Source organism: Kaistia nematophila, assembly GCF_026343855.1.
Classification (GTDB): domain Bacteria; phylum Pseudomonadota; class Alphaproteobacteria; order Rhizobiales; family Kaistiaceae; genus Kaistia; species Kaistia nematophila.
Genome location: NZ_JAPKNK010000003.1, coordinates 444,784 through 471,350, shown reverse-complemented (window position 1 = coordinate 471,350; position 26,567 = coordinate 444,784). Strand labels below are relative to the sequence as shown.

The following is a 26,567-nucleotide window of genomic DNA, read 5'->3' as shown; positions in this document are numbered from 1 at the left end:
CTGCCGTCCCCCGACGTGCCGGATCCGGCCTCAGCGTGGCCAGTGGCGCAGATTGTAGAGCCAGCGAGCGGCCAGATCGGTCTGGCGGGTCCATTCCCTGCGGAATTTCGCCTTGCCGCGCCGGCGTTGCCGCCGCTCGCCGATCGCGCCCTCGATCTTGGCGCGGTCCATTTCCTCCAGCCGGTAGGGGAGGATCGCCTTGCTCGCGAGCCCGTGCAGCCAGAAGCGGTCGAGATAGTGATCGACCGGTTCGCTCCAGCGGTCGGCATGGGCGAGGAGGGCGGCGGCCCCATCCGGCGAGAGGCAGTAGCACTGCGTGCCGATCGGTCCGTGCAGGAATCGGACGAGGCGGTAGCCTGATGTCAGCTGTTCCAGATCCCGGGTCTTGCGAGCGTGTTTGCCGAACAGGCGGATCAGCCGATGTCGCTCGATGCGCGACGCCGCCAGTTGCAGCACCTCGGCAAAGCCTCGATGAAGCACGACGTCGTCCTCGAAAATCGCCAGGGGCTCGCCGCTTTCGCGGCAGAGCTGCCAAGCGGCATAGTGGCTCGCATAGCACGCGATCTCGGCCGGCTTTAGAGGCGCGCCGTAGCGGGCAAGGCTCGCCGCCTCGTCATAGCGCGACACCGGTATATGCGCGTCCTGGCGGGCGTCGAAGGCATCCAGAAAATCGAAGTCGAGCCCCTGGGCTCCGAACTGATCCGCGATCTGGGTCCGCCGCTCTTCCATTCTCGCGAGACTAATGACGACGGATCTCATTCGCTTGGCTCTTCGGCGGTTCGATTTCCGAGTTGTATGAAATATTGATTTGAACAAGTACAGATGATTTACGCAACAGGAGTCTGGTCATGCCCGATAATCACTTGATCGGATTGAGGCGTCTCGGGAAAGAATTGCATCTTCGCCGGGTAACGTTGCAGCATGGATTTCGCGCTGCCTTCAAGGGCAAGCCGCTTCCGCCTGGACGTCTGCGCATTCTCTCCAACACCGCGCTTGCCGATCAGATGCTGCTGATCAAGGAGTCGGAGCGGCTCGGGCCGATCTTCAAGGTCTGGTGGGGCGGCAAGTTCACGACCTGCATCGTGGGGCACGAGATCGGCCGCAAGTTCCTGAACGAGAACGAGGGCAAGACCCGCGCCGCGACGACCGATCTCAGCGACCTGTTCCCGTTCGGGTTCCTGCGGGCGATGGAAGGCGACACGCATCGCAAGTATCGCCGGATCTTCATCGATATCTTCAAGGGACTGAACCTGGCGGATCACGATGCGTTCATGCGGAGCGTGGTCCGCAAGACGTTGGTCGGTCTGTCCCGGATGGAGGGGCCGCTGTCCGCGGCGACCATTACCCACGCCTTCAAGAAGGCGACGACGGAAATCCAGCTGCGGCTCATCCTTGGCGTGAAGCGCGACAGTCCGTTCTACGAGCCGTTGGAGAACGCCTATAACGAATACGCGCCGAACGGGATCTTCCTGGTCGCCAAGGACAAGCACAGGGCAGCCTACAAGCGTCTGCGAACCATTGTCGGGCAGGTGATCGAGAAGGAGCACGGCGAGGGGAAGGACAGTGAAAGTCTGCTTGCCATCGCCTTGGCCAAGGGCGATCCCGACGAGACCGTCATCGGCAATTTGATCCAGATGACCGAGGCGTCGCGCTACGACCTGCACGGCCTCTGGTTCTGGATCATGAACATGCTGTCGCGGGATCCGTCGATCCTTCCCCGCGTTCGCGCGGCGGCGGCGGGGCCGGAACGGCGGGCGCTCGCCCGGTCGATGGCGCAGGAATCGCTGCGCATGGAGCAGAGCGAGTTCATTCATCGTGCCACCACCAGCGACATCGTGTTCAACGGCTTCTTCTTTCCCAAGGACACGCGCGTGCGGATCTGCGTCTGGGAAGGGCATCGCGACGCGAACAAGTTCGTCCAGCCATCGACCTTCGACCCGACCCGCTTCCTCGGCGAGAAGCAGTCGATGGATGCCTACGCGCCCTTCGGCATGGACAAGCACCGCTGCCTCGGCGGCGACTGGACCATCGAGACGAGCGCCGTCTTCATCGAGGAACTCGCCGCCACCCTGGACTGGGAGGTCGTCGCGGACGGTCCGCCAGTTCGCGGCGTGTTCCACTTCGAGCCGAGCAGCGCCTTCAGCGCCAGGCTGAAGCTGCTGGAGGACGCGTGATCCGACCGGCGGCCCGTTCTTGAAACACGTATCCATCCGACAGGACCGTCATGCGGAACGTCGTCTATTTCGTCGTCAATGACCGTTTCCTGCCCATCGCGCTTGCCGTCAGCAGCGCGCTGGTGCGGGAGCCCGGTCGCAATTTCGACGTCGCCATCCTGCTCGACGGCGAGCCCGCAGCGGGCTACCGGGTGCCGGACGGCGTCCGCATCCTCCCGAACGACCTCGGCCGCTATGTCCCGGAGGGGCTTGAGAACACCGGCGCGGCGTGGGCGCGCATGTCGTTCACGCGCATGTTCGCGCCGATGGTCTTCGCCGGGACCTATGACCGCGCCCTCTATCTCGACGCGGATGTCAGCGTACTGGGGCCGGTATCGCCCCTGTTCGAGATGGACATGCGCGGTCTTCCCCTCGCCGCGGGCGAGGGGATGATGGACGAGGGGGCGTCCCAGCACGGCTTCGATGTCGGGCTCTACAAGAAGCGTCTCGGCATCACCGACGGCAGGACATTCAACTCGGGCCTGCTGCTCATGGATGTCGAGAAGTGGAACGCGCTCGATCATCGGGCGATGCTGCAAAGCTATGCGGCGTTCAAGCGCGAGAGCGCGGGGCCCGGCATCGGCATGTCGGGCGACCAGGACTATCTCAACTTCAGCCTGAAGGGCGCGTGGAACTGCCTCTCGCCGAGGTGGAACTTCCAGACCTTCCTGCTCCGGCTGGAGCTTGAATCGCTGATCGATCCGGCGATCGTCCACTATGTCGGGCCGAGGCGTCCCTGGGATGCGCGCCTGTTTCCGTTCGGCGATCATCACATCGCCTTCTACGATCAGGGCTTCGAGCGCATCGGCCTGAAGGAGCGGTCCGGCTTCCGGGCCGGCTCCTATCACTGGCACGCATTCTGCGACCAGTTGCGGCAGGCCGTCTACAATCACGCGATGCCGGCACGGAAGCGCGAGATGTTCGAGGAATGGTCGCGGATGCGGCGCGTCTTCAAGCGGGCGATCCAGTCGCGGCTGGATGCGGGCCAGTATCAGGACGTGGTGCAGGGGATCAGCCGGATCGACCTGTCGGACGATCCGTTCGAGGCGACCGGCATCGAGGACGTGGTCTATTATCGCAAGCGCATACGCGTCAGGGCGGCAGTCTAGCGCGCGCCACGCCGCTTTCCGGCGCGAAGACTGTCCGGGCCGAATAGACGACGGGGCGGCCGCGCATCGATCGCGGCCGCCCCGGAGCCTGAATTATCCGCCTGTGGGCGGAAGCCCGCTTCTCAGCGGAACGCCACTTCGAGCACTTCGTAGGAGCGCTCGCCGCCGGGGGCGGTGACGGCGACTGTGTCGCCGGGGCCCTTGCCGATCAGGGCGCGCGCGATCGGCGACGAGATCGAGATGCGGCCGGAACGGACGTCGGCTTCGAGGTCGCCGACGATCTGGTAGATCCGCTCTTCCTCGGTGTCCTCGTCGACGAGCTTGACCGTGGCGCCGAACTTGATCGTCTCGCCGGTCAGCTTGCTCACGTCGATGATTTCGGCGCGCGAGAGCTTGTCCTCGAGCTCCGCGATGCGGCCCTCATTGTGGCTCTGCGCTTCCTTGGCCGAGTGATATTCGGCGTTCTCCGAAAGGTCGCCATGCGCGCGCGCTTCCGAAATCGCCGCGATGATGCGCGGGCGCTCTTCCGAGGTCAGACGCTTCAGCTCCACTTCGAGAGCCGCATGACCGCCAACGGTCATCGGAACCTTTTCCATGGTCTTTCTGGCCTTTTCTTCCTTCTTGGCCCCGGCCCAGAAGGGCAGAAGCACAATAATTCAGGTGCCGGCGCCCAAGGGAGCCAGCCACCTGACTTCAAAAAACCGGAGGCGGCGCCGCCAGGCGCGGCGCGCTAGCCTCCGGGTACTTGCACGGCAAATTCCGCCTGCGAGTGTCGTCCACGATTGCGGCAAGCGCAAGGGGGATGCTTGCGGGCCGGATCGCGGCCCGCAAGCCCTCGGACTACTCGAAATAGGCCTGAAGCGGCCGGACTTCCAGGGTTCCGGTCGCATAGGCCTCGATGCCGAGCGACGCGGCGACCGCTCCGGAAAGGGTCGTGTAGTACGGCACCTTGTGGAGAAGCGCGGCGCGGCGCATCGAACGGCTGTCGCCGAGCGCGCGGGCGCCCTCGGTGGTGTTGAAGACGAGCTGCACGTCGCCGTTCTTGATCGCGTCGACGATGTGCGGGCGGCCTTCGGCGACCTTGTTGATCTTCGCGCAGGCGATGCCCTGTTCCGCGAGGAAGCGCTGGGTGCCGCTGGTGGCGATGATCTTGAAGCCGAGCGCCTCGAGGCGGCGCATCGGCTCGACGATGCCGGCCTTGTCCGAATCGCGCATCGACACGAACACCGTGCCCGCCTTCGGCAGCGAGTTGCCGGCGCCGAGCTGGCTCTTGGCGAAGGCGACGGCGTAGTCGTAGTCGAGGCCCATGACCTCGCCGGTCGAGCGCATTTCCGGGCCGAGCAGCGTGTCGACGCCGGGGAAGCGGGCGAACGGGAAGACGGCTTCCTTGACCGCGATGTGGTCACGGCGCGCCGCCTTGAGATCGAAGCTCTCGAGGCTTTCGCCGGCCATGACGCGGGAGGCGATCTTCGCCACCGGCAGGCCGATGGTCTTGGCGACGAAGGGCACCGTGCGCGAGGCGCGCGGGTTCACTTCGAGCACGTAGATCTCGCCGTCCTTGATCGCGTACTGGACGTTCATCAGGCCGCCGACCTCGAGCGCCAGCGCCAGCTTGCGCGTCTGGTCCTCGAGGATGGCGATCGTCTCCTCGCTCAGCGAATGCGGCGGCAGCGAGCAGGCGCTGTCGCCCGAATGGATGCCGGCCTCCTCGATGTGCTCCATGATGCCGGCGACGAACACCGTCTTGCCGTCGGCGAGCGCGTCGACGTCGACCTCGGTCGCATCCGACAGGTAGCGGTCGAACAGCAGCGGGTTCTTGCCGAGCAGCGTGTTGATCTGGCCGGTCTTGTCGTTCGGGTAGCGGACCTTGACCTCTGCCGGCACCAGTTCCGGCAGCGTGCCGAGCAGGTAGTCGGACAGCGTGTCGTCGTCGCGGATGATCTGCATGGCGCGGCCGCCGAGCACGTAGGACGGGCGCACGACGAGCGGGTAGCCGAGATCGGCGACCACGAGGCGGGCCTGCTCGACCGAATAGGCGATGCCGTTCTTCGGCTGGCGGATGCCGAGCTTCACGAGCAGCTTCGAGAAGCGGTCGCGGTCCTCGGCGAGGTCGATCGCGTCGGGCGAGGTGCCGAGGATCGGCACGCCGGCCTCCTCGAGCGCCGCCGCCAGCTTCAGCGGGGTCTGGCCGCCGAACTGGACGATGACGCCGTGCAGCGTGCCGTTCGACTGCTCGACGCGGATGATCTCCAGCACGTCTTCCGACGTCAGCGGCTCGAAATAGAGCCGGTCCGACGTGTCGTAGTCGGTCGAGACGGTTTCCGGGTTGCAGTTGACCATGATCGCTTCATAGCCGGCATCCTTCAGCGCGAAGGCGGCATGGCAGCAGCAATAGTCGAACTCGATGCCCTGGCCGATGCGGTTGGGGCCGCCGCCGAGGATGATGACCTTCTTGCGGTCGGAGGGCTCGGCCTCGCTGACCGGCGCGCCGGTGAAGGGCGTCTCGTAGGTCGAGTACATGTAGGGGGTCGGCGAGGCGAACTCGGCCGCGCAGGTATCGATCCGCTTGTAGACCGGGTGGACGCCGAGCGAGACGCGCAGCGCCTTGATCTCGGCTGCGGTGGCGCCAGTCAGGTTGGCCAGCCGCTGGTCGGAGAAGCCCATCGACTTCAGGCGGCGGAAGCTGCCGGCCGTCTTCGGCAGGCCATGCGCGCGGACCTTCTGCTCCGTGTCGATGATCCCCTTGATTTCCTTGAGGAACCACGGATCGATCTTGCAGATCTCATGCACCTGCTCGACAGAGACGCCGAGGCGAAGCGCCTGGGCCGCCTTCAGCAGGCGGTCGGGCGTCGGCGTGCCGATGGCGGCGCGGATCGCGTTGGCGTCGTCGCCCTGGCCGAGGCCGGGGATCTCGATCTCGTCGAGGCCGGAAAGACCGGTCTCGAGGCCGCGCAGCGCTTTCTGCAGCGATTCCTGGAAGGTGCGGCCGATCGCCATGACTTCGCCGACCGACTTCATCGCGGTGGTCAGGACCGGCGAGGCGCCCGGGAACTTCTCGAAGGCGAAGCGCGGGATCTTGGTGACGACGTAGTCGATCGTCGGCTCGAACGAGGCCGGCGTGGCGCCGCCGGTGATGTCGTTCTCGAGCTCGTCGAGCGTGTAGCCGACGGCCAGCTTGGCCGCGACCTTGGCGATCGGGAAGCCGGTCGCCTTCGATGCCAGAGCGGAAGAGCGCGACACGCGCGGGTTCATCTCGATGACGATCAGCCGGCCGTCGGCCGGGTTGACGGCGAACTGCACGTTGGAGCCGCCCGTCTCGACGCCGATCTCGCGCAGCACCGCCAGCGAGGCGTCGCGCATGATTTGGTATTCCTTGTCGGTCAAGGTCAGCGCCGGCGCGACCGTGATCGAGTCGCCGGTATGGACGCCCATCGGATCGATGTTCTCGATCGAGCAGATGATGATGCAGTTGTCCTTCTTGTCGCGGACAACCTCCATCTCATACTCTTTCCAGCCGAGGACGCTTTCCTCGATCAGGACCTCGTCGGTCGGCGAGGCATCCACGCCGCTCTCGACGATGTCGATGAATTCCTCGCGCGTATAGGCGATGCCGCCGCCGGTGCCGCCCAGCGTGAAGGACGGACGGATGATGACCGGCAGGCCGATCTCTTCCAGAGCCGGCAGGGCCTCGGTGAGCGAATGGGCGAGACGCGAACGCGGCGTCTCCAGCCCGATCTTCGTCATCGCGTCGCGGAACCGCTCGCGGTCCTCGGCCTTGTCGATCGCTTCCGCCGTGGCGCCGATCATCTCGACGTTGAACTTGTCGAGCACGCCCATCTTCTTCAGCGACAGCGCGCAGTTCAGCGCCGTCTGGCCGCCCATCGTCGGGAGCAGCGCGTCGGGACGCTCCTTCTCGATGATCTTGGCCACGATTTCCGGCGTGATCGGCTCGATGTAGGTCGCGTGCGCCAGATCCGGATCGGTCATGATCGTCGCCGGATTCGAGTTCACGAGGATGATTCGGTACCCTTCGTCCTTCAGGGCCTTGCAGGCCTGGGTACCGGAATAATCGAACTCGCAAGCCTGGCCGATAATGATCGGGCCAGCTCCGATGATCAGGATCGATTGGATATCTGTACGTTTCGGCAATTTCGTCTCGCGCGTAGCAAAAGACCCGACGCGGGAGTGCGCGCGGGCCATCGAGCAGGGGGCGTGTATAGGCTAGAGCGGCCTTATAGGGGAAAAGGCCGGATGGGGGAACCCCTGCAGGCAACTGTATGGGCCGCGCTCGCGTTGGTTCCACTGGCGGCGGCGCGCTGGCGGGTCTAGTTTCGGCAGCATGCAACGCGCGGCGGCGTCCGCGACAAGAGGGAGATTGTCCATGCGTCTCGATGGACAGCGCGAAAGCGAGAACGTCGAAGATCGGCGCAGCGACGGATCCGGCGGGCTGGACGGAGGCTATCGCCCGGCCGGGATGGGCGGCGGACGCGGCATCCCGCTGCGCGGCGGATCGCTGGTGACGATCGCCCTGATCGTCGGCATAGGCTGGCTGGTTTTCGGCATCAACCCTATCCAGATGCTCATCATGGTGACAGGCGGCGGAGGCGGCGGCAGTTACACGCAGGACACCAGCTACCAGCAGGCGCCGACGCCGAGCCGCACCGGCTCCGGCAGCGAGGACGCCGGCAGGGCCTTCGTCTCCAAGGTGCTCGGCAGCACGGAGGACGTCTGGACCGACATCTTCAAATCGGCCGGCGAGACCTACGAGCCGACGCCGCTGGTGCTCTTCTCGGGCATGACGCGCTCGGCCTGCGGCCAGGCCAGCGCCGCTTCCGGCCCTTTCTATTGTCCACTCGACAAGAAGGTCTATATCGACCTCGCCTTCTATGACGAGCTGAAACGTCGCTTCGGCGCGCCCGGCGACTTCGCCCAGGCCTACGTGATCGCCCACGAGGTTGGCCACCACGTCCAGGATCTTCAGGGCATACTGCCGAAGTTCAACCAGATGCGGCAGAACATGAGCCGCGCGGACGCCAACGCGCTGTCCGTCAAGGTCGAGCTGCAGGCGGATTGCTATGCCGGCGTCTGGGCAAACCGCACCGACCAGAAAGGCATGCTGGAGGCCGGCGACATCGACGAGGCGTTGAACGCCGCGACCCAGATCGGCGACGACGCCATCCAGAAGCGCACCCAGGGCGTCGTCGTGCCCGAGAGCTTCACGCATGGCACCTCGGCGCAGCGCAGCGCCTGGTTCAAGCGTGGCTACCAGTCCGGCGACCTCAACCAGTGCAACACGTTCCAGGGTAATATCTGACGGGAAAGCGATCGCCGGCTAGGCGATCGCGTCTTCCCCGGCTCCGTCGCCCGGATGTTCCTCCGCCATCATCCTGAGGTGCTTCGCGTAAGCGAAGCCTCGAAGGAGGATCCAGAGGACGCTCGAGTCCTGCCCTTCTGGCCCCTCCTTCGAGGCCCGGCTCTGCCGGGCAGGATGATGGTCGAGCCTGTACGACGGGGCTAGGCTCTACAGCCCGCGCTGGTGCGGGAAGGCCCTACTTCCCGTCCGTCGTCAGCATCCAGTTCAGTGTCTCGCGCCAGTCGGTCATGCGGATCGGCGTGCCGTGGTTGCCGTCCTGGAACAGCACGAACTTGATCGGATAGCCCGGCATCTTCTTGTGCACGCTGTCGAAGAACGCCTGCTGCGTCTTCCAGTCGATGATCGGGTCGCGGCTGCCATGGCCGAGAAAGATCGGGATCGGGCGGCCGCCCTTCTTCATCGCCGCCGTCTTCAGGAAGCCGGGATCATTGAGCGAGCCGAGCAGGATCAGGCCGGAGATCATCGACGCCGCTTCCGGATCGCGCGCCAGCGACCAGCACAGCTTGCCGCCATAGGAGCCGCAGGCGACGAAGATCGGCGCGCCCGGCGAGCGGGCGGCGTAGTCCAGCATCAGCGCCTTTATCTCCGCCGTGCCGTTCGCTTCGAAATCCGAGAAATCGGGCGAGAGATAGGCGCCGCCGGCGGCGACCGTCATGTTTTTCACGCGATTGAAATTGCCGCCGAAGGTCCAGTCGTCGGCGCCCTGGAAGCGGGTGCCGTTCTGGCCATGCAGGTAGATGACGATCATGCGGGCCGGGCCCCTGGTCGCGCCGGCGCCGACATATTTGAGGCTGCGGCCGCCGACCTTGTAGGTCAGGTGGTCCTCGACCCGCTTGGTCTTGAGCGAGACGTACTTGCCCTGCGCCTTGCGCTCCGGGATCTCGTCGCGCCCGTTGATGTCGCGCAGCTCGTCATAGTCGACGATGCGGAAGTCGCCGTTCGATGCGCTCTCCAGCACCTTGCCGTACTGGAACAGCTCGTCCTTGTAGGGGGCGAGTCGCAGCCCGTCGGCAAGCGCCGGGGCGGGCAGGGCGGCCGGTAGCAGCAGCGTGGCCAGCAGCGCCAGCGCCCGCGCTCCGGCCATCGCCGACCCCTTGCTCAAAGCCCGATCCCCTGATGCCATTCGTCCCGTCTCTCCCGTCGTTCCGTCGCCGCGCAGGATGGCACCTCCGCGCCTCGCCGCCAATCGCCGGTGGTGCGGCATTCAGGGAACGTTCAGGCGCGGCGAGCGATTGAGGAAGCGACAATTGAGGCGCTTCGGCCGTTGAAATGGCCTTGATTGAGCCTCGCCCATGCCGTTTTCGCCGGGTGAAATCGGGGAAATGGCCCTGCTGACCGAGGTCGGCGCTTGGACGTGATTCGGTACGACCGGCCGCGAGGTCCGGAAACGACGGGAAGGTGACTATGAAACTCTTGGGTCTGGTTGGTGCCGCTCTGGCCGGCGGCGTCGTTGTCGCGGGGGCCGCCGTGGTGACCGGCGTCGTCGACATTCCCTACAGGCTGGAACTGCGCTCCAAGGCGCCCGCGGCGACCGACGAGAGCGCGCCCCCTGCCGATACCACCGACATGGATGAATACGACCAGTCGGCCGAGAATGGCGCGACGCAGGCGGAGGCCGAGCCGGTCCGCGTCGCGGATGCGCAGCCCGCCGCCACGCCGCCGGCGCCGCGCCCGAAGCCGGCGCAGGCCGCGCCGTCGCGGCCGCGCGCCCAGCCGGTTTCGAGCCGCCCGCGCGCCAGTCGCGCCTCGGGCGACGTCGGCTATTTCTTCGACCAGCTGCAGCCCTATGGCCGCTGGATCGAGGATGAGGATTACGGCTACGTCTTCGTGCCGAAGCGCCGTGGCGCCGGCTGGCGTCCGTATCAGGAAGGCCGCTGGACCTGGACCGACGATTATGGCTGGTACTGGGAGTCGAGCGAGCCGTTCGGCTGGGCCACCTATCACTATGGCCGCTGGGACTACAGCCCCGACTATGGATGGTACTGGGTGCCGGGCGATACCTGGTCGCCGGCCTGGGTGACCTTCCGTGTCGGCGGCGGCGCCGTCGGCTGGGCGCCGATCGCGCCCGACCGTTCGGGCTACCAGTATGGCGCGCCGCGCCGCTACGACCCGCCGGTCTCCGAGAGCTGGGTGTTCGTCGACGATCGTTATTTCGACGATGACGACATCGGCCGCCGCGCCGCCCCGGTGCGCGACATCGATCGCTATCTCGGCGAAGCGCGCGACGTGCGCCGGCCGAAATTCGAGGATGGCCGCTATTACAACGAGCCTGTCGGCCGCCGCGATCGTCCCGGCCGCGAGGTCGTCTATGTCGACGACCAGAGCGATATCTTCGACGACGATCAGGGCGGCCGCATCGGCGTGTTCCGTCCCCGCATCGACGACCAGCGCTTCGATGGCCGTCCTGACCGCTTCGACCGCGACGTGCCGCGCGACGATCGCACGCTGATCCACCAGTATGTCGAGCCCGACTCGAAGGCGGCCGTCGCCGGCGTCGTCTCGGCCGCGCTGCTTTCCGTGCTCAGCCCCGACGAGCGGCGCGACCTGCGCCGCGATCGCGACCAGCCGCAGCAGCGGGACCGCATGCAGGCGGAGATCGACAAGCTGAAGGCCGAGAAGGCCGACCTCGTCGAACAGCAGCGCAAGGCGGCCGACGCCCGCGCCGCCGAAATCGACGCGGCGACGAAGAAGGCGGCCGAGCAGCGCCAGGCCGAGCAGGAGCGCATTCGCCAGGAGCGCGCCGCCAGGGCCGACGAGGTGCTGAAGAAGGTCGAGGCCAATCCGCAGCCGCCCGAGCCGCAGGTCCCCGCCGACGGCAATCCGCCGCCGGTCGACCAGGGCCAGCCCGAGCGGCCGAACCGGCCGGATCGCGGTCCCGACCAGAAGCCTGCGCCGGACCAGGCGGGTCAGCAGCCCGACGGACAGCCGCAGGGCGAGCGTCCGCGCAAGGATCGTCCCGGAAAGCCGGCCGACGTGCAGCCGGCGCCTGCCGAGCAGCCTGCCGTCGAGCAGCCCGGAAACAAGCCGGACGTGCGTCCGGCGCAACCGCCGCAGGACGAGCCGGCCAAGCCCGAGCAGCCGCGCAAGGATCGCCCGGCCAAGCCGGCGGTCGAGGCGCCCGCCGCCGAACAGCCTGCGCCGGAGGCGAAGCCAGCACCGGAGGCGAAGCCCGCCCGCGAGCCCAAGCCTGCGCCAGACGCGAAGCCTGCTCCCGAAGCCGCGCCGAAGGCCGAGCAGCCTTCTGCCCCCGAGCCCGATGCTCAGCCGGAACCGCCGCGCAAGAAGCGTCCGGCCCAGCCGGCCGAGGAAGCGCAGCCGCGCCAGGAGCAGCCTGCTGCCGAGCCGCAGCCGGAGGCTCGTCCGCAGGATGAGGCCCAGCCGGAGGCGCCGCGCCGCAAGCGTCCGCAGGCCGAGCCCCAGGCGGAGCCGGAAGCGCCTGCCCAGGGCGAGGAAGCGCCGCGCCAGCGTCGCCAGCGCCCCCAGCAGGAGGAACTGCAGCCCCAGCCGGAGCCGCAGCAGGAGCGTCCGCGCCGTCAGCGCGAGCCGCAGATGGAGCAGCAGGGGCAGCCTGAGCAGCCGCAGGAGCAGCGCCAGCCCGAGCGCCGCGAGCGCCCGCGGCGTGGCGGCGACTGCCCCGAGGGCGCCGTCCAGCCGGATGGCAGCTGCGCCCAGTAGCGCCGCTTCCCGCAAAAACGAAAAAGCCGGCCGCGTTACCGCAGCCGGCTTTTTTGTGCGTGCGTCCTCAGTCCTCCGCGACGCGCGCCGGGAGAGGCGAGGGGGTCAGCTTGCGTCGAAGATCCGGTCGCCCTGCTCGTCGATGATTTGCTTGCCCTTGATCACGGCGAAATCGGCGGCGGCGTCGCGGCTGGTGTGCGAATCGACGCGGACGAAGCGGTAGGACTTTTCGACGCCGTCGATCGTCTTCTCGATATAGCCGGCCGTCTTGTACTGGCCGCCTTCCGAATAGGGGGCAGGGCGGATGTTGTAGCCCTTGTATTCGGTGGCTTCGCCCTTGGCCTCGGCCGGGCTCGAACCGCCGCCGCCACCGCCAAACAGCTTCTTCAGGAACGACATGGATGGACCCTCTGAGATGGATATCTGGGTCCGAGGCTTAGCGCGATCAGCCGCCGAGGTCGAGGTCGGCGAGGCGCAGCGCGAATTCGGCCGGCGCGAAGGCCGGCATGACGACATCCCGGGCCGTCCATGGCGTGATCGACCGGTAGCGCCCGTCGACCGGATCGCGGTGGACATGGATCGTGTTGGTGGTCGCGTCGATCACCCAGAGTTCCCGAATGCCGAAATGCGCGTAGACGAGCGCCTTGGGGCCGAGATCGAAGCCGAGCGAGCTGTCGGAGGTCCGATCTCGCTCATGCGCTCGACTTCTTTCACCGTGAAGCCACGGCGGGGGAGGCCGGCATTTTCGATGATGGCGCGGACGTTCATGGGCGTGATCCTAAAACAAAAGGGCCGCTCTCGCGAGCGGCCCTTTGGGAGCAGGCAGTAGCGGTCCCGGACGATCAGTTGTCCAGGAACGAGCGCAGCTTGCGCGAGCGGCTCGGGTGCTTGAGCTTGCGCAGCGCCTTCGCCTCGATCTGGCGGATGCGTTCGCGCGTCACCGAGAACTGCTGGCCGACTTCTTCCAGCGTGTGGTCGGTGTTCATGCCGATGCCGAAGCGCATGCGCAGCACTCTTTCCTCGCGCGGGGTCAACGACGCGAGAACTCGCGTCGTTGTTTCGCGAAGATTGCTCTGGATCGCGGCATCGATCGGCAGGATCGCCATCTTGTCCTCGATGAAATCACCGAGATGCGAATCCTCCTCGTCGCCGATCGGCGTTTCGAGCGAGATCGGCTCCTTGGCGATCTTCAGGACCTTGCGGACCTTTTCGAGCGGCATGGCCAGCTTCTCGGCCAGCTCTTCCGGGGTCGGCTCGCGGCCGATCTCGTGCAGCATCTGGCGCGAGGTGCGGACGATCTTGTTGATCGTCTCGATCATGTGGACCGGGATACGGATCGTGCGGGCCTGGTCGGCGATCGAACGGGTGATCGCCTGGCGGATCCACCAGGTCGCGTAGGTCGAGAACTTGTAGCCGCGGCGGTATTCGAACTTATCGACGGCCTTCATCAGGCCGATATTGCCTTCCTGGATCAGGTCAAGGAACTGCAGGCCGCGGTTGGTGTACTTCTTGGCGATCGAGATCACGAGGCGAAGGTTGGCCTCGACCATTTCCTTCTTGGCCTGGCGGGCTTCCTTCTCGCCCTTCTGCACCATGTGCACGATGCGGCGGTATTCGGTGATCTCCAGGCCCGTCTCGGTGGCGAGGTTCTGGATCTCGCCGCGCAGTTCGCGGATCCGGTCCTTGCCGTTGGTGACGAAGTCCTTCCAGCCGCGACCGCCGAGATTGGCGACCCGGCGCAGCCAGTTCGGATCGAGCTCCGAGCCCTGGTATTCGCGAAGGAACTCCTCGCGGCTGACGCGATAGCTCTCGGCGAGGCGCAGCAGCTTGCCCTCGGAACTGACCAGGCTCTTGTTGATCGTGTAGAGCTGCTCGACCAGCGAATCGATACGGTTCTGGTTGAGCGAGAGCGACTTCACCTCGAGGATGAGGTCGTCCTTCAGCTTCTTGTAGCGGCGCTCCTGCGAGGGCGAGAGTGTCTCGTTCTTGAGGCGGCCCTCGACCAATTGGTCCTGCAGGCGGCGCAGCTTCTTGTAGTTCTCGGCGACGTTCTCGAAGGTCTCGACGACCTTCGGCTTCAGCTCGGCCTCCATGGCGGCGAGCGACATGTTGTTTTCCATGTCGTCTTCGTCGTCGCCATCGCCCTCCGGCGGGCGCGGCATGGCGGCGTCGCCGTCTTCTTCCTCGCCTTCCTCGTTGAACGGCCCGTCACCGGGGCCGGCCATCGGTGCGTTCTTCGCCTCGGGGCCGGCATAGGTGGCCTCGAGGTCGATGATGTCGCGCAGCAGGATCTTGCCCTCGGCAAGCTCCTCCTTCCAGATGATGATGGCCTGGAAGGTGAGGGGGCTCTCGCAGAGCCCGGCGATCATGGTCTCGCGGCCGGCCTCGATGCGCTTGGCGATGGCGATTTCGCCTTCGCGCGACAGCAGCTCCACCGAACCCATTTCGCGCAGATACATGCGCACGGGGTCGTCGGTGCGGTCGGTCGGCTCCTTGGTCGTCGTCGTGCGGGCGACGGCGGTGCCGGTTGATTCGGCGAGCTCGCCCGCTTCCTCGTCGGCGTCGGCGCCGGTTTCCTCGGCCTCCTCGACCTCGTCGGCCTCGATCACATTGATGCCCATTTCGGAGAGCATCGAGAGAATGTCCTCGATCTGCTCCGACCCGACCTGCTCGGACGGAAGGACGGAATTCAGCTCTTCATAGGTCACGAAGCCGCGCTTTTTGGCGACCTTGATCATCCGCTTGACGGCGGCATCCGAGAGGTCGAGAAGCGGACCGTCCTGCGGTTCGGTCTGCGCGTCCTGGGCCTCTTCGTTTTCCTGAACCTTCGTCGCCATGCTGTTCTCCGTCTTGGCGGAGGCTTCGCGCCAGACGGTTCTCGTCCGTCGCGCTCGCTCACCACCGTTAAATCCTAGAGGCGGCAGGAGGAATTCCTCCCGCCGTCGGTCGCCCGTCAATTAGACTTCGTGTCTTAAGGCCCGCTTAACCTTACGCCGCCGCTTGTCGATCCCGTCCCGATCATCCTACATCGGCTTGGATCGTCTGCCCGAACTTAATCCGAAGCCCTCAATCAGGGCCTCCGTGCCTTCGCTGTTTGCCATCTGGTTCTGGATGTCGATCATCTGCGCCAAATTGGCGTCGCTGGGGTCGGTGGCTAGTGCCGCCTCGGCATCCTTGAGTTCCTTATGTAACGTTCGCGCCTTTCTGTGCAAGGTGAGAGCCTGCATCCAACCATCCGCTGCGTCACGATCCGACGCATCCGCCCTTGCCTGCCAGTTGCCGCAGCGCTCGATCTGTAGATCGAGCTTGCCGAGCAAGTCGCCGAAGCGCGCGGTAACCAGCCGGTCGCGCAACCCCCCGCTTTCGATATGAGGATCCTCGGCGGCAATCTCTAGGATTTGCGTGCGAAGGGAGTCAAGTTCGCGATTCGTCAACTCGATCTGGGCGAATTCATCCAGAAGGTCGGGGACAAGGCCCGGATGGTTTGCCATGGTCATGACGAGCACGACTTCGCGCAGCGGCGGCTGCACCCGGCCCGACAGCGTTGTCGACCGTTTCAGGCTCTCCGAGATGATCGGCGGCGGCTGCCGGAAGTTCCGCGCGCCATCGCCGCCGGCGCGATTGTTGGCGCCGTTGCGCCGGTCGCCGCCATTGCCGCCGCGCTGCTGGCGGTTGCCGCCCTTCTGGCCATAGCCGAAGAATTCGCGCGCCCGCTCGGCAAATGCCTGCTCGTAGTGATGACGGATGCTCTCGTCGGCGACGGTCTTGGCGATGTCGCGCAGCCGCGCCTCGAGCGCCGCGCGCCGCTCCGGCGTCTCGAATCCGCCGCCATCCGTCTCGCGCGTCCACACCATGTCGAAAAGCGGCCGCGCCGCGGCGAGCACCTGCGCCATCGCCTCGCGGCCGGCCGAGCGGATCAGGTCGTCAGGGTCCTGGCCTTCCGGCAGCAGAGCGAAGCGGACCGTCTTGCCAGGCTTCAGCGCCGCGAGCGCCAGGTCGGCGGCGCGGTAGGCGGCGCGCAGGCCCGCCTTGTCGCCGTCGAAGCAGAGAATCGGTTCCGGCGTCAGCCGCCAGAGCAGGTCCAGCTGGCGCTCGGTCAGCGCTGTGCCGAGCGGCGCCACCGTATGGCCGAAGCCCGCCGTCGCCATGGCGATGACGTCGACATAGCCCTCGACGGCGATGATCGTGCCGGCGTTCTGGACCGCCTTGCGCGCCTCGAAGCCGTTATAGAGCAGGTCGCCCTTGTGGAAGAGCACCGTCTCCGGCGAGTTCAGGTATTTCGCCGGCGCGTCGGCGGAAAGCGCGCGGCCGCCGAAGGCGACGATGCGGCCGCGAAAATCGGTGATCGGGAACATCACGCGGTCGCGGAAGCGGTCATAGGAGACCGGAATGTCCTCGCCCGAGATCAGCAGGCCCGTCGCCACCATGTCTTCGTGCGGCACGCCCTTCGCGGCGAGGAATTCCTTCAGCGCGTTGCGGCTCGCCCGCGCATAGCCGAGGCGGAAGCGGCGCTGGATGTCGGGGCCGAGGGCGCGGCCGTTCAGGTAGCCGCGAGCGCCGGCGCCGTCGCGCGATTGCAGCCCCTCCTCGAAGAAGCGGCAGGCGAGTTCCATCACCTCGTGCAACGAGGCGCGCTTGCGCTCCTCCGCCTCGGCATGGACGTCGCGCGCAGGCATGGAGAGGCCAGCCTCGCCGGCCAGCCGCTCGACCGCCTCGGGGAAGGAGAGGCCCTCGAGCTTCACCAGGAAGGTGAAATGGTCGCCTGATTCGCCGCAGCCGAAGCAGTGGTAGCGTCCCTTGCGGTCCTCGGCGTGGAAGGAAGGCGACTTCTCGCCATGGAACGGGCAGCAGGCCCAGAAATCGCCCTTCTGCGGCTGGGACTTTCGCCGGTCCCACGTCACACGCTGCCCGACGATCGAGGAGATCGGCAGGCGGGCGCGGATTTCATCGAGGAAGGAAGGCGAGAAGCGCATTGGATTCCGGAACGATGGTGACCTTTGAATTTAGGGCGTGGCAGCGCGAAGGGCAAAGGCTCCAGGCTACTTATGCCCGCTATGCAGGGCGGTTTGATGGCACTTCGGCACCGTGCCTCGGTTCCTCCCTGCCAGACCCTCGCCACGCCTCTGGCCATCGACCTCGCCCCGCGGGAGAGGTGAACCAAATCGTCCCCTAAACCTCGAGCGCGTCGCCCCAGTCGATCCGACGCGCCGCCTTGAACAGGTCGCCGTCGCGCTTGGTGATCAGGCGCGTCTCGGCGGCGCCGGAGGCGAGGCAGAGCTTCAAGCTGACCTTGCCGCTGCCGGCGCGCGGCGGCGCCAGCACCCGCGCCGGATGCTCCGCGACCGGCTCGCGTGTGGCGGCGAGGTAGATGAACTTCTCGTCCTCGAACGGCACCACGGCGCCCTTGCTGCGCAGATGGATCTTCGTTCGCGCCACGCGGCGGGAAAAATGGCACCAGTCGGGCGCCGCGATCGGGCAGGGCGCCTCATGCGCGCAGGGCGCCGCGATGTGGGCGCCGAGGTCCAGGAGCTGGGCGCGGCTGTCGAGGATGCGCTGCCAGCCGGCCGGCGTGCCGGGCTCGACGATCAGCAGCAGCGTGCCGGTCGCGCGCCAGGCGGCGTCGATCAGCGCCGCGCGGGCGCTGCTTTCCAGTTCGTCCAGCACATAGGCGATGGTGACGAGGTCGCGCGGCTCGATGGCGAGCGCTTCTTTCGAAAAATCCGCCGCGCGCCATTCGCGCCGGAACGGCGCGGCGGAGGCGGCGAGCGTCTCGCCCCAGCGCCGCATGGTCGGGCTGCCCTCGATCATCAGCGTGTCGTCGATCGTCGGCCAGGTGTCGCGCGCCGCCCACATGGCGGTGCCCGGTCCGGCGCCGAGATCGAGCAGGGATCCTGGCCGGAAGGTCTGCAATTGCGCTTCGGCCGCATCCATCGCCGCGCGCACGGCGGCGAAGGTGGCCGGCAGCCGCGCCGCCAGATAGGCGCGCGCGGCGTCGTCTTCCGACACGTGAAAGCGTCCGTCGCGCAGCTCGCTGCGATAGCGCTGCGAGAGCATGGCGGAAGCTTCGGCAAGGACTGCCGTCGAGGCGCCCTCGAGCGCCGCGTCGACGGCGTCGCGAAGGGCCGGCGGCAGTTCCATGGCGGTTCCTTAGCTGGAAAGGGCTGCCTTGACGGCGGCGCTCGCCTTGGCGAAGTCCATCTGGCCCGCATAGCGGGCCTTCAGCTCGGACATCACCTTGTTCATGTCGCGGATGCCCGTCGCGCCGGTCTCGGTGACGATGGCGGCGATGGCGGCCTTTGCCTCGTCCTCGTTCAACTGCTTGGGCAGGTATTCCTCGATGACGGCGATCTCCTCGCGCTCCTGCGCGGCGAGCTCGGGGCGGCCATTGTCTTCATAGATCTTCGCGGATTCGAGCCGCTGCTTGACCATCTTGGCGAGCAGGTCGATCAGCTCGGCATCCGTTGCCTGGCCGGAGCCGCCGGTGCGGGCGGCGATGTCGCGATCCTTGATGGCGGCCGAGATCAGGCGAAGCGTGCCGGTGCGCTTCTTGTCCTGGGCCAGCGTTGCGGCTTTCAGGGCTGCGGTGATGGTCTCGCGCATCGTCAATCTCCTTGAACGTTGCCGCAGCATAGAGAAGCTTGGCGCGTCCTTCAAGCGCATCCAATCTAACGTATTGAAATATATGGATTTTGTATTTTCTTCTTCGGGTTGACGGGTCCGGCGGCATGGCCTAGTTTCCGGACAAATGGGCGCGAGGCGGTGGATCCGGGAGATCCGCCGCGTTTTTGTGCGGCATGAGTTTGCCGGCACGCACCTGGCGCCCCATCTCGAGACCCGCAGGTAGACCATGGCCGAAACAATGCTGACCGACACGATCGCGGATGAAAACGTCTGGGCGGAGCCGAAGCCGACGGCGCTTCTGATCCTTGCCGATGGCACCGTGATCGAGGGCCGAGGGATCGGCGCGGTCGGCCACGCGGTCGGCGAGGTCTGCTTCAACACGGCGATGACCGGTTACCAGGAAATCCTGACCGACCCCTCCTATGCCGGCCAGATCATCACCTTCACTTTCCCGCATATCGGCAATGTCGGCACCAATGACGAGGACATCGAGACCGTCAACATGGCGTCGGCCTCGGGCGTGCGCGGCTGCGTGATCAAGACCGACATCACCGACCCGTCCAACTATCGCGCCCTGAAGAATTTCGACGCCTGGCTGAAGTCGCGCGGCATCGTCGGTATCGCCGGCGTCGATACGCGCGCGCTGACGGCGCTGATCCGCGAGAAAGGCATGCCGAATGCCGTGATCGCCCACGCGCCGGACGGCGCCTTCGATCAGCAGGCGATCGGCAAGGAAGCCGCCGCCTGGCCCGGCCTCGTCGGCATGGACCTCGCCAAGGACGTCACCACCGGCCAGACCTTCCGCTGGGACGAGACGACCTGGGTCTGGAACAAGGGCTATGGCCACGAGGAAAACCCGGTCCACAAGGTCGTGGCCGTCGACTACGGCATCAAGCGCAACATCCTGCGCCTGCTCGCCGATGCCGGCTGCGACGTGACCGTGCTGCCTGCGACGGCGACCGGCGAGGACATCCTGGCCCACAAGCCGGATGGCGTCTTCCTGTCGAACGGCCCGGGCGACCCGGCCGCCACCGGCGAATACGCCGTGCCGGCGATCCGGGACGTGATCGCGGCCGATGTGCCGCTGTTCGGCATCTGCCTCGGCCACCAGATGCTCGGCATCGCGCTCGGCGGCGAGACCAAGAAGATGCACCAGGGCCATCACGGCGCCAATCATCCGGTCCAGGACCGCACCACCGGCAAGGTCGAGATCACCTCGATGAACCACGGCTTCGCCGTCGACGCCGCCTCGCTGCCCGATAGCGTCGAGGAAACGCATGTCTCGCTGTTCGACGGCTCGAACTGTGGCCTGCGCGTCAAGGACAAGCCGATCTTCTCGGTGCAGTACCACCCCGAGGCGTCGCCCGGCCCGCAGGACAGCCACTACCTGTTCACGCGCTTCGTCAATCTGATGCGCGCCCGCAAGGGTCAGGAGCCGCTCCCCGAGCAGCCGGCTCCGGAAGCCGCCTGATCCCGCAGGGGCATTTGCGAACTGAAAGAATCCCGCCCCGAAAGGGCGGGATTTTTGTTGGCGGCCAGGCCGGCGGATCGAAGTGCTGCGGCTTGCATTGCCATGGGGCGACCGCCACCTTCAGGCGGTCCAGCCCGGAGGGATCGTGGCCGATACCGTCGTCATCCTCAACGCTCATGCCGGCACGATCCAGGATCGGGATCCGGCCGAAATCCGCGACATCGTGGAACGCGCCTTTGGCGAGCGCGGCCATTCGGCCGAGGTCATCCTCGCCGAAGGGAACCTGTTCCTGCAGGAGATCGAGCGCGCCGCCCGCTCGGGCCCGCCCACCGTGGTGGTCGGTGGCGGCGACGGTTCGGTCGGCCATGCGATCCGCAAGCTCGGCGAGGCGCGGGCGGATGGCGCCGAGCGGACGCTCGGCGTGCTGCCGCTCGGCACGATGAACCTGTTCGCGAAAAGCCTCGGCATGCCGGCCGAGCTCGAGGCGGCGCTGGCGGCGCTCGCCTCCGCCGCGCCGCGCCGCATCGACCTCGCCAGCGTCAACGGCCGCATCTTCCATACGCTCGCCGGGCTCGGCTATTTCGCGGAAGTGGCGCGCGGCCGCGCGCAATATCGCGGCGGTGGGTTGCCATTCGGCCGCTTCATCGCGGTCGCCCGATCGTCGCTGCGCGCCTTCAGCCGCGCCGGTGTGCTGCAACTGACGCTGGACACGGCGGGTGGCCGGCACGAGATCGAGGCCTATGCTCTTCTCGCCAGCAACAACCGCCTGTCGGAAAGCGGGATCGACCGGCCGCGGCTCGACGAGGGCCTGATCGAGATCCATTTCGCGGAAGGCGCGGAATTCGCCAGCCGCATGCAGGCCGGGCTCGACCTGCTGGCCGGACGCTGGCGCGACAATCCCGAGATCCAGTCGCTCGCCGTGCGGCGGGCGACGATCACAAGCCACCGGCCGCGCCTCTGGCTTTCGGTCGATGGCGAACTGGCGCGGATGCCAACGCCGCTGGTGCTGGAAAGCCTGCCGGCGGCGCTATCTGTGCTCGTGCCGGCAGGCTGACGGTTTGGCGCCTCCCGCGCGAAGGGGAGGCGCGCTTTCGCTTACTTCTTCAGCGGCTCGATCTGGTAGACGATCGTCGCGTTGGCGGTGATCTGCTGTTCGCCGCCCATCACGGGCGTCGAGGCATCGGCCTTCATCGCCATCTGCGCGCGGAAGATCGGCACGCCGCCGCCGTCGCTGGTCTGGATCGACTGGATCGGGCCGAGCTTGACGCCGGCCGCTTCCGCCATCAGTTCGGCGCGGCGGCGCGCCTCGGTGATCGCCGCCTTCATCGCCGCGTCGCGCAGCGAGGTCGCCTGGTCGATGTCGAAGTCGATGCCGGTGACGCGGTTGGCGCCGGCCGAGACGACCTGGTCAAGCAGCGGGCCGGACTTGGCGAGATCGCGGATCTTCACCGTCACCTGGTTCTGCACGCGATAGCCAGTGACGCGGGCCTGTCCGTTCGGGTCCTTGGACGGGTCGGAATAGACCGGATTGACCGAAAGGCCGCTGGTCGCGATGTCCTTGGTGGCAATGCCGGCGCCGGTGATCGCCGAGATCACGGCGTTCATGTCGGTGGCGTTGGCCGCAAGCGCATCCTTGGCGGTCGCGGCCTCCGAGACGACTCCGAGCGTGACGATGGCGATATCGGGCGCCGCGGTGGCGCTGCCATCGGCGAAGACGGTGAGGGTCGGCGGCTGCGGCGCGGATTGCGCGAGCGCCGGCGCCGCGAATGCTGCCTGCAGGGTCGAGGCCAGAATGGCGGTGCGGAGGAAGCCGGTACGTTTCGTGTTATGCATGGTCGCGTTTCCCTTGTCTCGAATTGCAGCACTACGTGGAGTTGTTAGGCGGGCATTGCGACGGGACTGCGACCGGTCGCGGGCAAGAAGATGGTTGCCCCGGGGATCGTTGCCCGGAGCGAGGTGTCCGCGGACGATAGACCCGTCCGCAACTGGAGAGGCAGCATGGCGGAGACCTCGAACCGGATCGTCGTGATCGGCGCGGGATTTGGCGGGCTGGAGGCGGCGATGCGGCTCGGCAACAGCGCCGCCCGGGTCACGGTCGTCGATCAGCGAAACCATCATCTGTTCCAGCCGCTGCTCTACCAGGTGGCGACGGCGCTGCTCGCCACCTCCGAGATCGCCTGGCCGATTCGCCATCTGCTGCGTCGCTACAGGAATATCGAGGTTCTGCTTGGCACCGTCGTCGGCGTCGACAAGGACGTGAAGACGGTTTTGCTGGAAGACGGCGCGGTACTGCCGTTCGACCAGCTGGTGATCGCGACCGGCGCGCGCCATGCCTATTTCGGCCATGACGAATGGGAGCCTTTCGCGCCGGGCCTGAAGACGCTGGAGGACGCCACGACGCTGCGCCGGCGCATCCTGACGGCATTCGAGCGGGCCGAGCGCGAGAAAGATCCCGCCCGCCGGGCCGCCTGGCTCACCTTCGTCATCGTCGGGGGCGGTCCTACCGGCGTCGAACTTGCCGGCACCATCGCTGAACTCGCTCGCAACACGCTTCCCGGCGATTTTCGCAATTTCGATCCGGCGGATGCTCGGGTGCTGCTGGTCGAGGCGGGACCGCGCGTGCTGGCGGCCTTCCGGCCGGAGCTTTCCGACTATGCGGCAAAGGCGCTTGCCAGGCTCGGCGTCGAGGTGCTGGCCGGGCAGGCGGTGACGGATGTGTCGTCCGGAAAGGTCGCGCTCGGCGAGCGCGTCATCGCGGCCGAGACGGTGATCTGGGCCGCCGGCGTGCAGGCGTCACCCGCCGCGGCGTGGCTCGGCCTGCCGCCGGCCGATCGCGCCGGGCGGGTCAAGGTCGAGCCGGATCTCAGCGTTCCCGGCTATCCCGACATCTTCGTCATCGGCGACACGGCAATGGTGATGTCGGAGGGCAGGCCCGTGCCGGGCGTGGCGCCGGCCGCCAAGCAGCAGGGCCGCCATGTCGGCGCGACGCTGCTGGCGCGGCTTGCGGGCGACCGGACGCCGCGCCCGTTCCGCTATCGCGACCAGGGCAGCCTCGCCACCATCGGGCGCAAGGCGGCCGTGGTCGATTTCGGCTGGATCCGCTTCCGGGGCGGCCTTGCCTGGTGGCTGTGGGGGATCGCCCACATCTTCTTCCTGATCGGCGTGCGCAACCGCCTCGCCGTGGCGCTCTCCTGGCTATGGATCCACACCACAGGAAGCCGTAGCGCCCGCCTGATCACCCAGCGCGACATCGCCCAGCGCGATCCGGCGGCCGAAGACGGCTGAGCGCGGCGGCGGGCGGAACATTTGCATTCGCAGGCCGTTTTCCGCTGCGCGCTTTCGCTGCATTCAAGGGAGATCCGAATGGAGCGCTATTTCGAGAATTTCGCCAATGCGACGGCCCGGGTGTCGGGCAGCGCGGCGGCCTTTCTCCTCTGCGTCGTCGTGGTGCTGGTCTGGGCCGGCTCCGGCCCCTTCTTCCACTTCTCCGAAACCTGGCAGCTGGTGATCAACACCGGCACGACGATCGTCACCTTCCTGATGGTGTTCCTGATCCAGAATACGCAGAATCGCGACAGCGAGGCGCTGCAGCTGAAGCTCGACGAGCTGATCCGTTCCTCCCAGGCGGAGAACGAATTCATGGGGATCGAGAAGCTGACCGACCAGGAACTGGCCGATCTGCACAAGCGCTGCATGGCCTCTGCCGATAGGGTCCATGCCCGGCTGAGCCGGCTGGCCGCCGAACGGGAAAGCCGCGGCCTACCCGGTGCGTGATCGGCCCTCGACGAGGCCTGGTCTACGGCGACGACTGGGGCTTCGAGGGCTCGGCCATCGGGGCGGCTGCATCGTCGGAATGGATCGGCGCGAGGGTGCGGGCGATGTTGAGCAACGTCGCCTTGCCGACTTCGTCCGGCGCCGCTTCCGCGAGCGCTTCCACTTCCGCCGCCAGTTTCGGATGGATCGTATTGGGCATTGACAGCAATCCTCAGCCTTGCAGGCGAGAGTGCACGTCGCTCCCAGCCATCGGCGCCCGGAAAAGCCTCAGCCGATGATGCAGGCATCATACAGCAATCCGGCCCAAATCATAGGCATGACCCGCCGCGACGGGCGGGATCGGCCGTGATGCCACACTATCTTCGCGCCGGGTTTGGTGTAGGGTGGTGAAATTGTCGACAGGCGACGCGTCAGCCGTTCAAAGCGAGCGTCGTGTGTTCTCGCCCGTTCCAGGGGAGAAGCGGATGTCGGACGTTGCGAGCGCTCTCCTGGACATGGACACCCCTTTGACAGATCACCCCGGCGGGGAACTGGAACGCCTGATCCGCTCTCTCGACTGGAGCCGCAGCCCGCTCGGGCCGCGCTCCTCGTGGCCGGAATGTCTCGACGCCGCCGTGGATCTGATTCTGCCGGCGCAGGCGCAGATCGTCATCTTTGCCGGTCCCGAGTTCGTCGCCATCTACAACGACGCCTACGCGCCTACGATCGGCGACAAGCATCCCCATGCGCTCGGCCGGCCGGCCCGCGAATACTGGAGCGAGCTCTGGTCCGACCTGGAGCCGCTGCTCCAGCATGTCCGCACCACCGGCGAGACGATCTCCGCCAAGGACCGGCGCTTCTACATCGAGCGGCACGGTTTTCCGGAATATGTCTATTTCGACATCTCCTACTCGCCCGTTCGCGACCATGCGGGCGTCGTGCAGGCCGTGCTCTGCATCGTCAGCGAGACGACGGCGCGCGTCGCGGCCCAGCACGCCCTGCAGGAGAGCGAGGCGCGGCTGCGCGCCCTGTTCCGCCAGGCGACGGGCGGCATCGCGCTGATCGATCTCGATGGCCGCTTCGCGATGGTCAATGACCGGTTCTGCGAGATCACCGGGCGCACCGAGGCGGAGCTGCTCCGGCTGCGGATGCAGGACATCACCTTTCGCGACGACCTGCCGGCGACGGTCGCCCAGTTCGACAAGCTGCTGCAGCGAGGCGAGAGCGTCTCGATCGAGAAGCGCCTGGTCCGCAAGGACGGATCGCTCGTCTGGATCTCCAATTCGCTCGGCGCCGTGCGCGACGAGGCGGGCAGCATCCGCCAGGCGAGCGCCATCATCCTCGACATATCCGACAGGCGGCGGACCGAGGCGCTGGAGCGGCGGCTCGCCGCCATCATCGCCTCCTCCGACGATGCCATCCTCGGCACCGATCTCGATATGCGGGTGACGAGCTGGAACAATGGCGCGGCGCATCTCTATGGCTATTCGGCCGAGGAGGTGCTCGGCCTGCCGGTGACCTTCCTGGTGCCGGCGGACCGGCCCGACGAGGAAACCGCGATCATCGCCCGCATACGCGAAGGCGAGCGCGTCGAGCCGCACGAGACCAAGCGCCGTCACAAGGACGGCAGGCTGATCGACGTTTCGCTCACCGTGTCGCCGATACGCGACGAGCACGGCCGGATCGTCGGCGCCTCCAAGATCGCGCGCGACATCACCGAGCGGAAGGCGGCCGAACGGCTGCAGCATGTGCTGATGGGCGAGCTGCAGCATCGGGTCAAGAACGTCCTCGCCACCGTGCAGGCGATCGCCCGCCAGACTTTCGGCAGGGCGGAGGGCGGCGCGACCGACACCTTCTTCGCCCGCCTGACCTCGCTCGCCCATGCGCATGATCTCCTGACCCGCGAGAACTGGAACGGCGCCGAGCTCTCCGCCGTGGTGGCGGACATCATCGCGCCCTATCGGCCGGAGCAGTTCGAGGCGGCCGGACCGTCGCTTCGCCTGCCGCCGCGCTCGGTGCTGACGGTGTCGCTCGCCATGCACGAGCTCGCGACCAACGCGGCCAAATATGGTGCGCTCTCCGTTCCTCAGGGGCGGGTGGAGGTTCGCTGGGCGCTGCGTCCGGACGACCCGTCGCATTTCGAGCTGCATTGGCGGGAGAGCGGCGGCCCGGCCGTGACTCCGCCGCTGCACAAGGGCTTCGGCACGCGGCTGATCCAGCAGGCGCTCGCCGCCGAGCTGCGCGGCGAGGTGCAGGTGATCTACGAGGCGGATGGCGTCGTCTGCCGCGTCCACGCGCCCGTGGTCAGCGACTGGGAACGCGGCGAATAGGGACGGGGCCGGCGGCCGGCG

The 26,567-nt window shown here is 66.9% G+C and carries 20 protein-coding genes and 1 pseudogene; 9 read left to right on the top strand and 12 right to left on the bottom strand.

Going from position 1 to position 26,567, the window contains the following annotated elements; genetic code table 11:
- Window positions 1-30: 30 nt before the first annotated feature.
- A complete protein-coding gene (locus OSH07_RS10825) occupies window positions 31-759 on the bottom strand; it encodes a glycosyltransferase family 25 protein (protein ID WP_266338645.1) in 729 nt (242 codons plus the stop codon).
- Between the two features lie 134 nt (window positions 760-893).
- Here OSH07_RS10825 and OSH07_RS10820 point away from each other — a divergent pair, with 134 nt between their 5' ends.
- Together OSH07_RS10820 and OSH07_RS10815 are read left to right on the top strand one after the other, a co-directional pair.
- Window positions 894-2,174 carry a cytochrome P450 gene (locus OSH07_RS10820; protein ID WP_266338644.1) on the top strand — a complete coding sequence of 427 codons (1,281 nt, stop codon included), beginning with the start codon at window positions 894-896 and terminating at the stop codon, window positions 2,172-2,174.
- 50 nt (window positions 2,175-2,224) lie between these two features.
- Window positions 2,225-3,322 carry a glycosyltransferase family 8 protein gene (locus OSH07_RS10815; protein WP_266338643.1) on the top strand — a complete coding sequence of 366 codons (1,098 nt, stop codon included), beginning with the start codon at window positions 2,225-2,227 and terminating at the stop codon, window positions 3,320-3,322.
- 122 nt (window positions 3,323-3,444) lie between these two features.
- Here the strand turns inward: OSH07_RS10815 and greA are convergent, their stop codons facing one another.
- Both greA and carB read right to left on the bottom strand, forming a co-directional pair.
- The gene (gene greA, locus OSH07_RS10810; protein ID WP_266338642.1) at window positions 3,445-3,918 is read right to left on the bottom strand and encodes a transcription elongation factor GreA; all 474 of its coding nucleotides are present in this window, start codon (window positions 3,916-3,918) and stop codon (window positions 3,445-3,447) included.
- A 244-nt stretch (window positions 3,919-4,162) separates the two neighbouring features.
- Window positions 4,163-7,471: a carbamoyl-phosphate synthase large subunit gene (carB, locus tag OSH07_RS10805; protein WP_266338641.1), complete on the bottom strand. Its 3,309-nt coding sequence runs from the start codon at window positions 7,469-7,471 to the stop codon at window positions 4,163-4,165.
- Between the two features lie 232 nt (window positions 7,472-7,703).
- Between carB and ypfJ the strand changes: the two genes are divergently transcribed.
- Window positions 7,704-8,636, top strand: coding sequence for a KPN_02809 family neutral zinc metallopeptidase (gene ypfJ, locus OSH07_RS10800; protein WP_266338640.1), 933 nt, complete (start codon window positions 7,704-7,706; stop codon window positions 8,634-8,636).
- 235 nt (window positions 8,637-8,871) lie between these two features.
- Here ypfJ and OSH07_RS10795 read toward each other — a convergent pair whose 3' ends face one another.
- A complete protein-coding gene (locus OSH07_RS10795; RefSeq protein ID WP_266338639.1) occupies window positions 8,872-9,780 on the bottom strand; it encodes an alpha/beta hydrolase in 909 nt (302 codons plus the stop codon).
- A 320-nt stretch (window positions 9,781-10,100) separates the two neighbouring features.
- Here OSH07_RS10795 and OSH07_RS10790 point away from each other — a divergent pair, with 320 nt between their 5' ends.
- Window positions 10,101-12,371 carry a DUF6600 domain-containing protein gene (locus OSH07_RS10790; protein WP_266338638.1) on the top strand — a complete coding sequence of 757 codons (2,271 nt, stop codon included), beginning with the start codon at window positions 10,101-10,103 and terminating at the stop codon, window positions 12,369-12,371.
- 105 nt (window positions 12,372-12,476) lie between these two features.
- Here OSH07_RS10790 and OSH07_RS10785 read toward each other — a convergent pair whose 3' ends face one another.
- The 6 genes and pseudogenes from OSH07_RS10785 to OSH07_RS10760 all read right to left on the bottom strand — a co-directional run bounded on the left by OSH07_RS10785 (window position 12,477) and on the right by OSH07_RS10760 (window position 18,971).
- Complete coding sequence (locus OSH07_RS10785) at window positions 12,477-12,770, bottom strand: HlyU family transcriptional regulator (RefSeq protein ID WP_266338637.1); 294 nt, start codon at window positions 12,768-12,770, stop codon at window positions 12,477-12,479.
- 46 nt (window positions 12,771-12,816) lie between these two features.
- Window positions 12,817-13,032 (bottom strand): annotated as a pseudogene (locus OSH07_RS10780) (Uma2 family endonuclease); the annotation flags it as partial.
- A gap of 181 nt (window positions 13,033-13,213) precedes the next feature.
- Window positions 13,214-15,208, bottom strand: a complete 1,995-nt coding sequence (gene rpoD, locus OSH07_RS10775; protein WP_266338636.1) for an RNA polymerase sigma factor RpoD — start codon at window positions 15,206-15,208, stop codon at window positions 13,214-13,216.
- Window positions 15,209-15,394: 186 nt separating this feature from the next.
- Window positions 15,395-17,344, bottom strand: a complete 1,950-nt coding sequence (gene dnaG / locus OSH07_RS10770) for a DNA primase (RefSeq protein ID WP_266338635.1) — start codon at window positions 17,342-17,344, stop codon at window positions 15,395-15,397.
- Between the two features lie 196 nt (window positions 17,345-17,540).
- On the bottom strand, window positions 17,541-18,509 hold the full coding sequence (locus OSH07_RS10765) for a small ribosomal subunit Rsm22 family protein (protein WP_266338634.1): 969 nt from the start codon (window positions 18,507-18,509) through the stop codon (window positions 17,541-17,543).
- A gap of 9 nt (window positions 18,510-18,518) precedes the next feature.
- Window positions 18,519-18,971 carry a GatB/YqeY domain-containing protein gene (locus OSH07_RS10760; RefSeq protein WP_266338633.1) on the bottom strand — a complete coding sequence of 151 codons (453 nt, stop codon included), beginning with the start codon at window positions 18,969-18,971 and terminating at the stop codon, window positions 18,519-18,521.
- A gap of 247 nt (window positions 18,972-19,218) precedes the next feature.
- On the opposite strand from OSH07_RS10760, the gene carA reads away from it, so the two are divergent.
- Together carA and OSH07_RS10750 are read left to right on the top strand one after the other, a co-directional pair.
- Complete coding sequence (carA, locus tag OSH07_RS10755; RefSeq protein ID WP_266338632.1) at window positions 19,219-20,463, top strand: glutamine-hydrolyzing carbamoyl-phosphate synthase small subunit; 1,245 nt, start codon at window positions 19,219-19,221, stop codon at window positions 20,461-20,463.
- Window positions 20,464-20,608: 145 nt separating this feature from the next.
- Window positions 20,609-21,517, top strand: a complete 909-nt coding sequence (locus OSH07_RS10750) for a diacylglycerol kinase family protein (protein WP_266338631.1) — start codon at window positions 20,609-20,611, stop codon at window positions 21,515-21,517.
- Window positions 21,518-21,558: 41 nt separating this feature from the next.
- Here OSH07_RS10750 and OSH07_RS10745 read toward each other — a convergent pair whose 3' ends face one another.
- Window positions 21,559-22,296 carry an SIMPL domain-containing protein gene (locus OSH07_RS10745; protein WP_266338630.1) on the bottom strand — a complete coding sequence of 246 codons (738 nt, stop codon included), beginning with the start codon at window positions 22,294-22,296 and terminating at the stop codon, window positions 21,559-21,561.
- A 165-nt stretch (window positions 22,297-22,461) separates the two neighbouring features.
- Here OSH07_RS10745 and OSH07_RS10740 point away from each other — a divergent pair, with 165 nt between their 5' ends.
- Window positions 22,462-23,748, top strand: a complete 1,287-nt coding sequence (locus OSH07_RS10740; protein WP_266338629.1) for an NAD(P)/FAD-dependent oxidoreductase — start codon at window positions 22,462-22,464, stop codon at window positions 23,746-23,748.
- Window positions 23,749-23,826: 78 nt separating this feature from the next.
- Window positions 23,827-24,237 carry a low affinity iron permease family protein gene (locus tag OSH07_RS10735; protein ID WP_266338628.1) on the top strand — a complete coding sequence of 137 codons (411 nt, stop codon included), beginning with the start codon at window positions 23,827-23,829 and terminating at the stop codon, window positions 24,235-24,237.
- A gap of 22 nt (window positions 24,238-24,259) precedes the next feature.
- Here the strand turns inward: OSH07_RS10735 and OSH07_RS10730 are convergent, their stop codons facing one another.
- Window positions 24,260-24,436: a hypothetical protein gene (locus tag OSH07_RS10730; RefSeq protein ID WP_266338627.1), complete on the bottom strand. Its 177-nt coding sequence runs from the start codon at window positions 24,434-24,436 to the stop codon at window positions 24,260-24,262.
- 307 nt (window positions 24,437-24,743) lie between these two features.
- On the opposite strand from OSH07_RS10730, the gene OSH07_RS10725 reads away from it, so the two are divergent.
- Window positions 24,744-26,546, top strand: coding sequence for a PAS domain S-box protein (locus OSH07_RS10725; RefSeq protein WP_266338626.1), 1,803 nt, complete (start codon window positions 24,744-24,746; stop codon window positions 26,544-26,546).
- Window positions 26,547-26,567: the final 21 nt, after the last annotated feature.

What these genes read in the sequence shown, in the direction of transcription:
- OSH07_RS10825 (WP_266338645.1), bottom strand. Translation starts at nt 759, where the DNA reads ATGAGATCCGTCGTCATTAGTCTCGCGAGAATGGAAGAGCGGCGGACC.
- OSH07_RS10815 (WP_266338643.1), top strand. Translation starts at nt 2,225, where the DNA reads ATGCGGAACGTCGTCTATTTCGTCGTCAATGACCGTTTCCTGCCCATC.
- greA (WP_266338642.1), bottom strand. Translation starts at nt 3,918, where the DNA reads ATGGAAAAGGTTCCGATGACCGTTGGCGGTCATGCGGCTCTCGAAGTG.
- ypfJ (WP_266338640.1), top strand. Translation starts at nt 7,704, where the DNA reads ATGCGTCTCGATGGACAGCGCGAAAGCGAGAACGTCGAAGATCGGCGC.
- OSH07_RS10795 (WP_266338639.1), bottom strand. Translation starts at nt 9,780, where the DNA reads ATGGCCGGAGCGCGGGCGCTGGCGCTGCTGGCCACGCTGCTGCTACCG.
- OSH07_RS10790 (WP_266338638.1), top strand. Translation starts at nt 10,101, where the DNA reads ATGAAACTCTTGGGTCTGGTTGGTGCCGCTCTGGCCGGCGGCGTCGTT.
- OSH07_RS10785 (WP_266338637.1), bottom strand. Translation starts at nt 12,770, where the DNA reads ATGTCGTTCCTGAAGAAGCTGTTTGGCGGTGGCGGCGGCGGTTCGAGC.
- rpoD (WP_266338636.1), bottom strand. Translation starts at nt 15,208, where the DNA reads ATGGCGACGAAGGTTCAGGAAAACGAAGAGGCCCAGGACGCGCAGACC.
- dnaG (WP_266338635.1), bottom strand. Translation starts at nt 17,344, where the DNA reads ATGCGCTTCTCGCCTTCCTTCCTCGATGAAATCCGCGCCCGCCTGCCG.
- OSH07_RS10765 (WP_266338634.1), bottom strand. Translation starts at nt 18,509, where the DNA reads ATGGAACTGCCGCCGGCCCTTCGCGACGCCGTCGACGCGGCGCTCGAG.
- OSH07_RS10760 (WP_266338633.1), bottom strand. Translation starts at nt 18,971, where the DNA reads ATGCGCGAGACCATCACCGCAGCCCTGAAAGCCGCAACGCTGGCCCAG.
- carA (WP_266338632.1), top strand. Translation starts at nt 19,219, where the DNA reads ATGGCCGAAACAATGCTGACCGACACGATCGCGGATGAAAACGTCTGG.
- OSH07_RS10745 (WP_266338630.1), bottom strand. Translation starts at nt 22,296, where the DNA reads ATGCATAACACGAAACGTACCGGCTTCCTCCGCACCGCCATTCTGGCC.
- OSH07_RS10740 (WP_266338629.1), top strand. Translation starts at nt 22,462, where the DNA reads ATGGCGGAGACCTCGAACCGGATCGTCGTGATCGGCGCGGGATTTGGC.
- OSH07_RS10735 (WP_266338628.1), top strand. Translation starts at nt 23,827, where the DNA reads ATGGAGCGCTATTTCGAGAATTTCGCCAATGCGACGGCCCGGGTGTCG.
- OSH07_RS10730 (WP_266338627.1), bottom strand. Translation starts at nt 24,436, where the DNA reads ATGCCCAATACGATCCATCCGAAACTGGCGGCGGAAGTGGAAGCGCTC.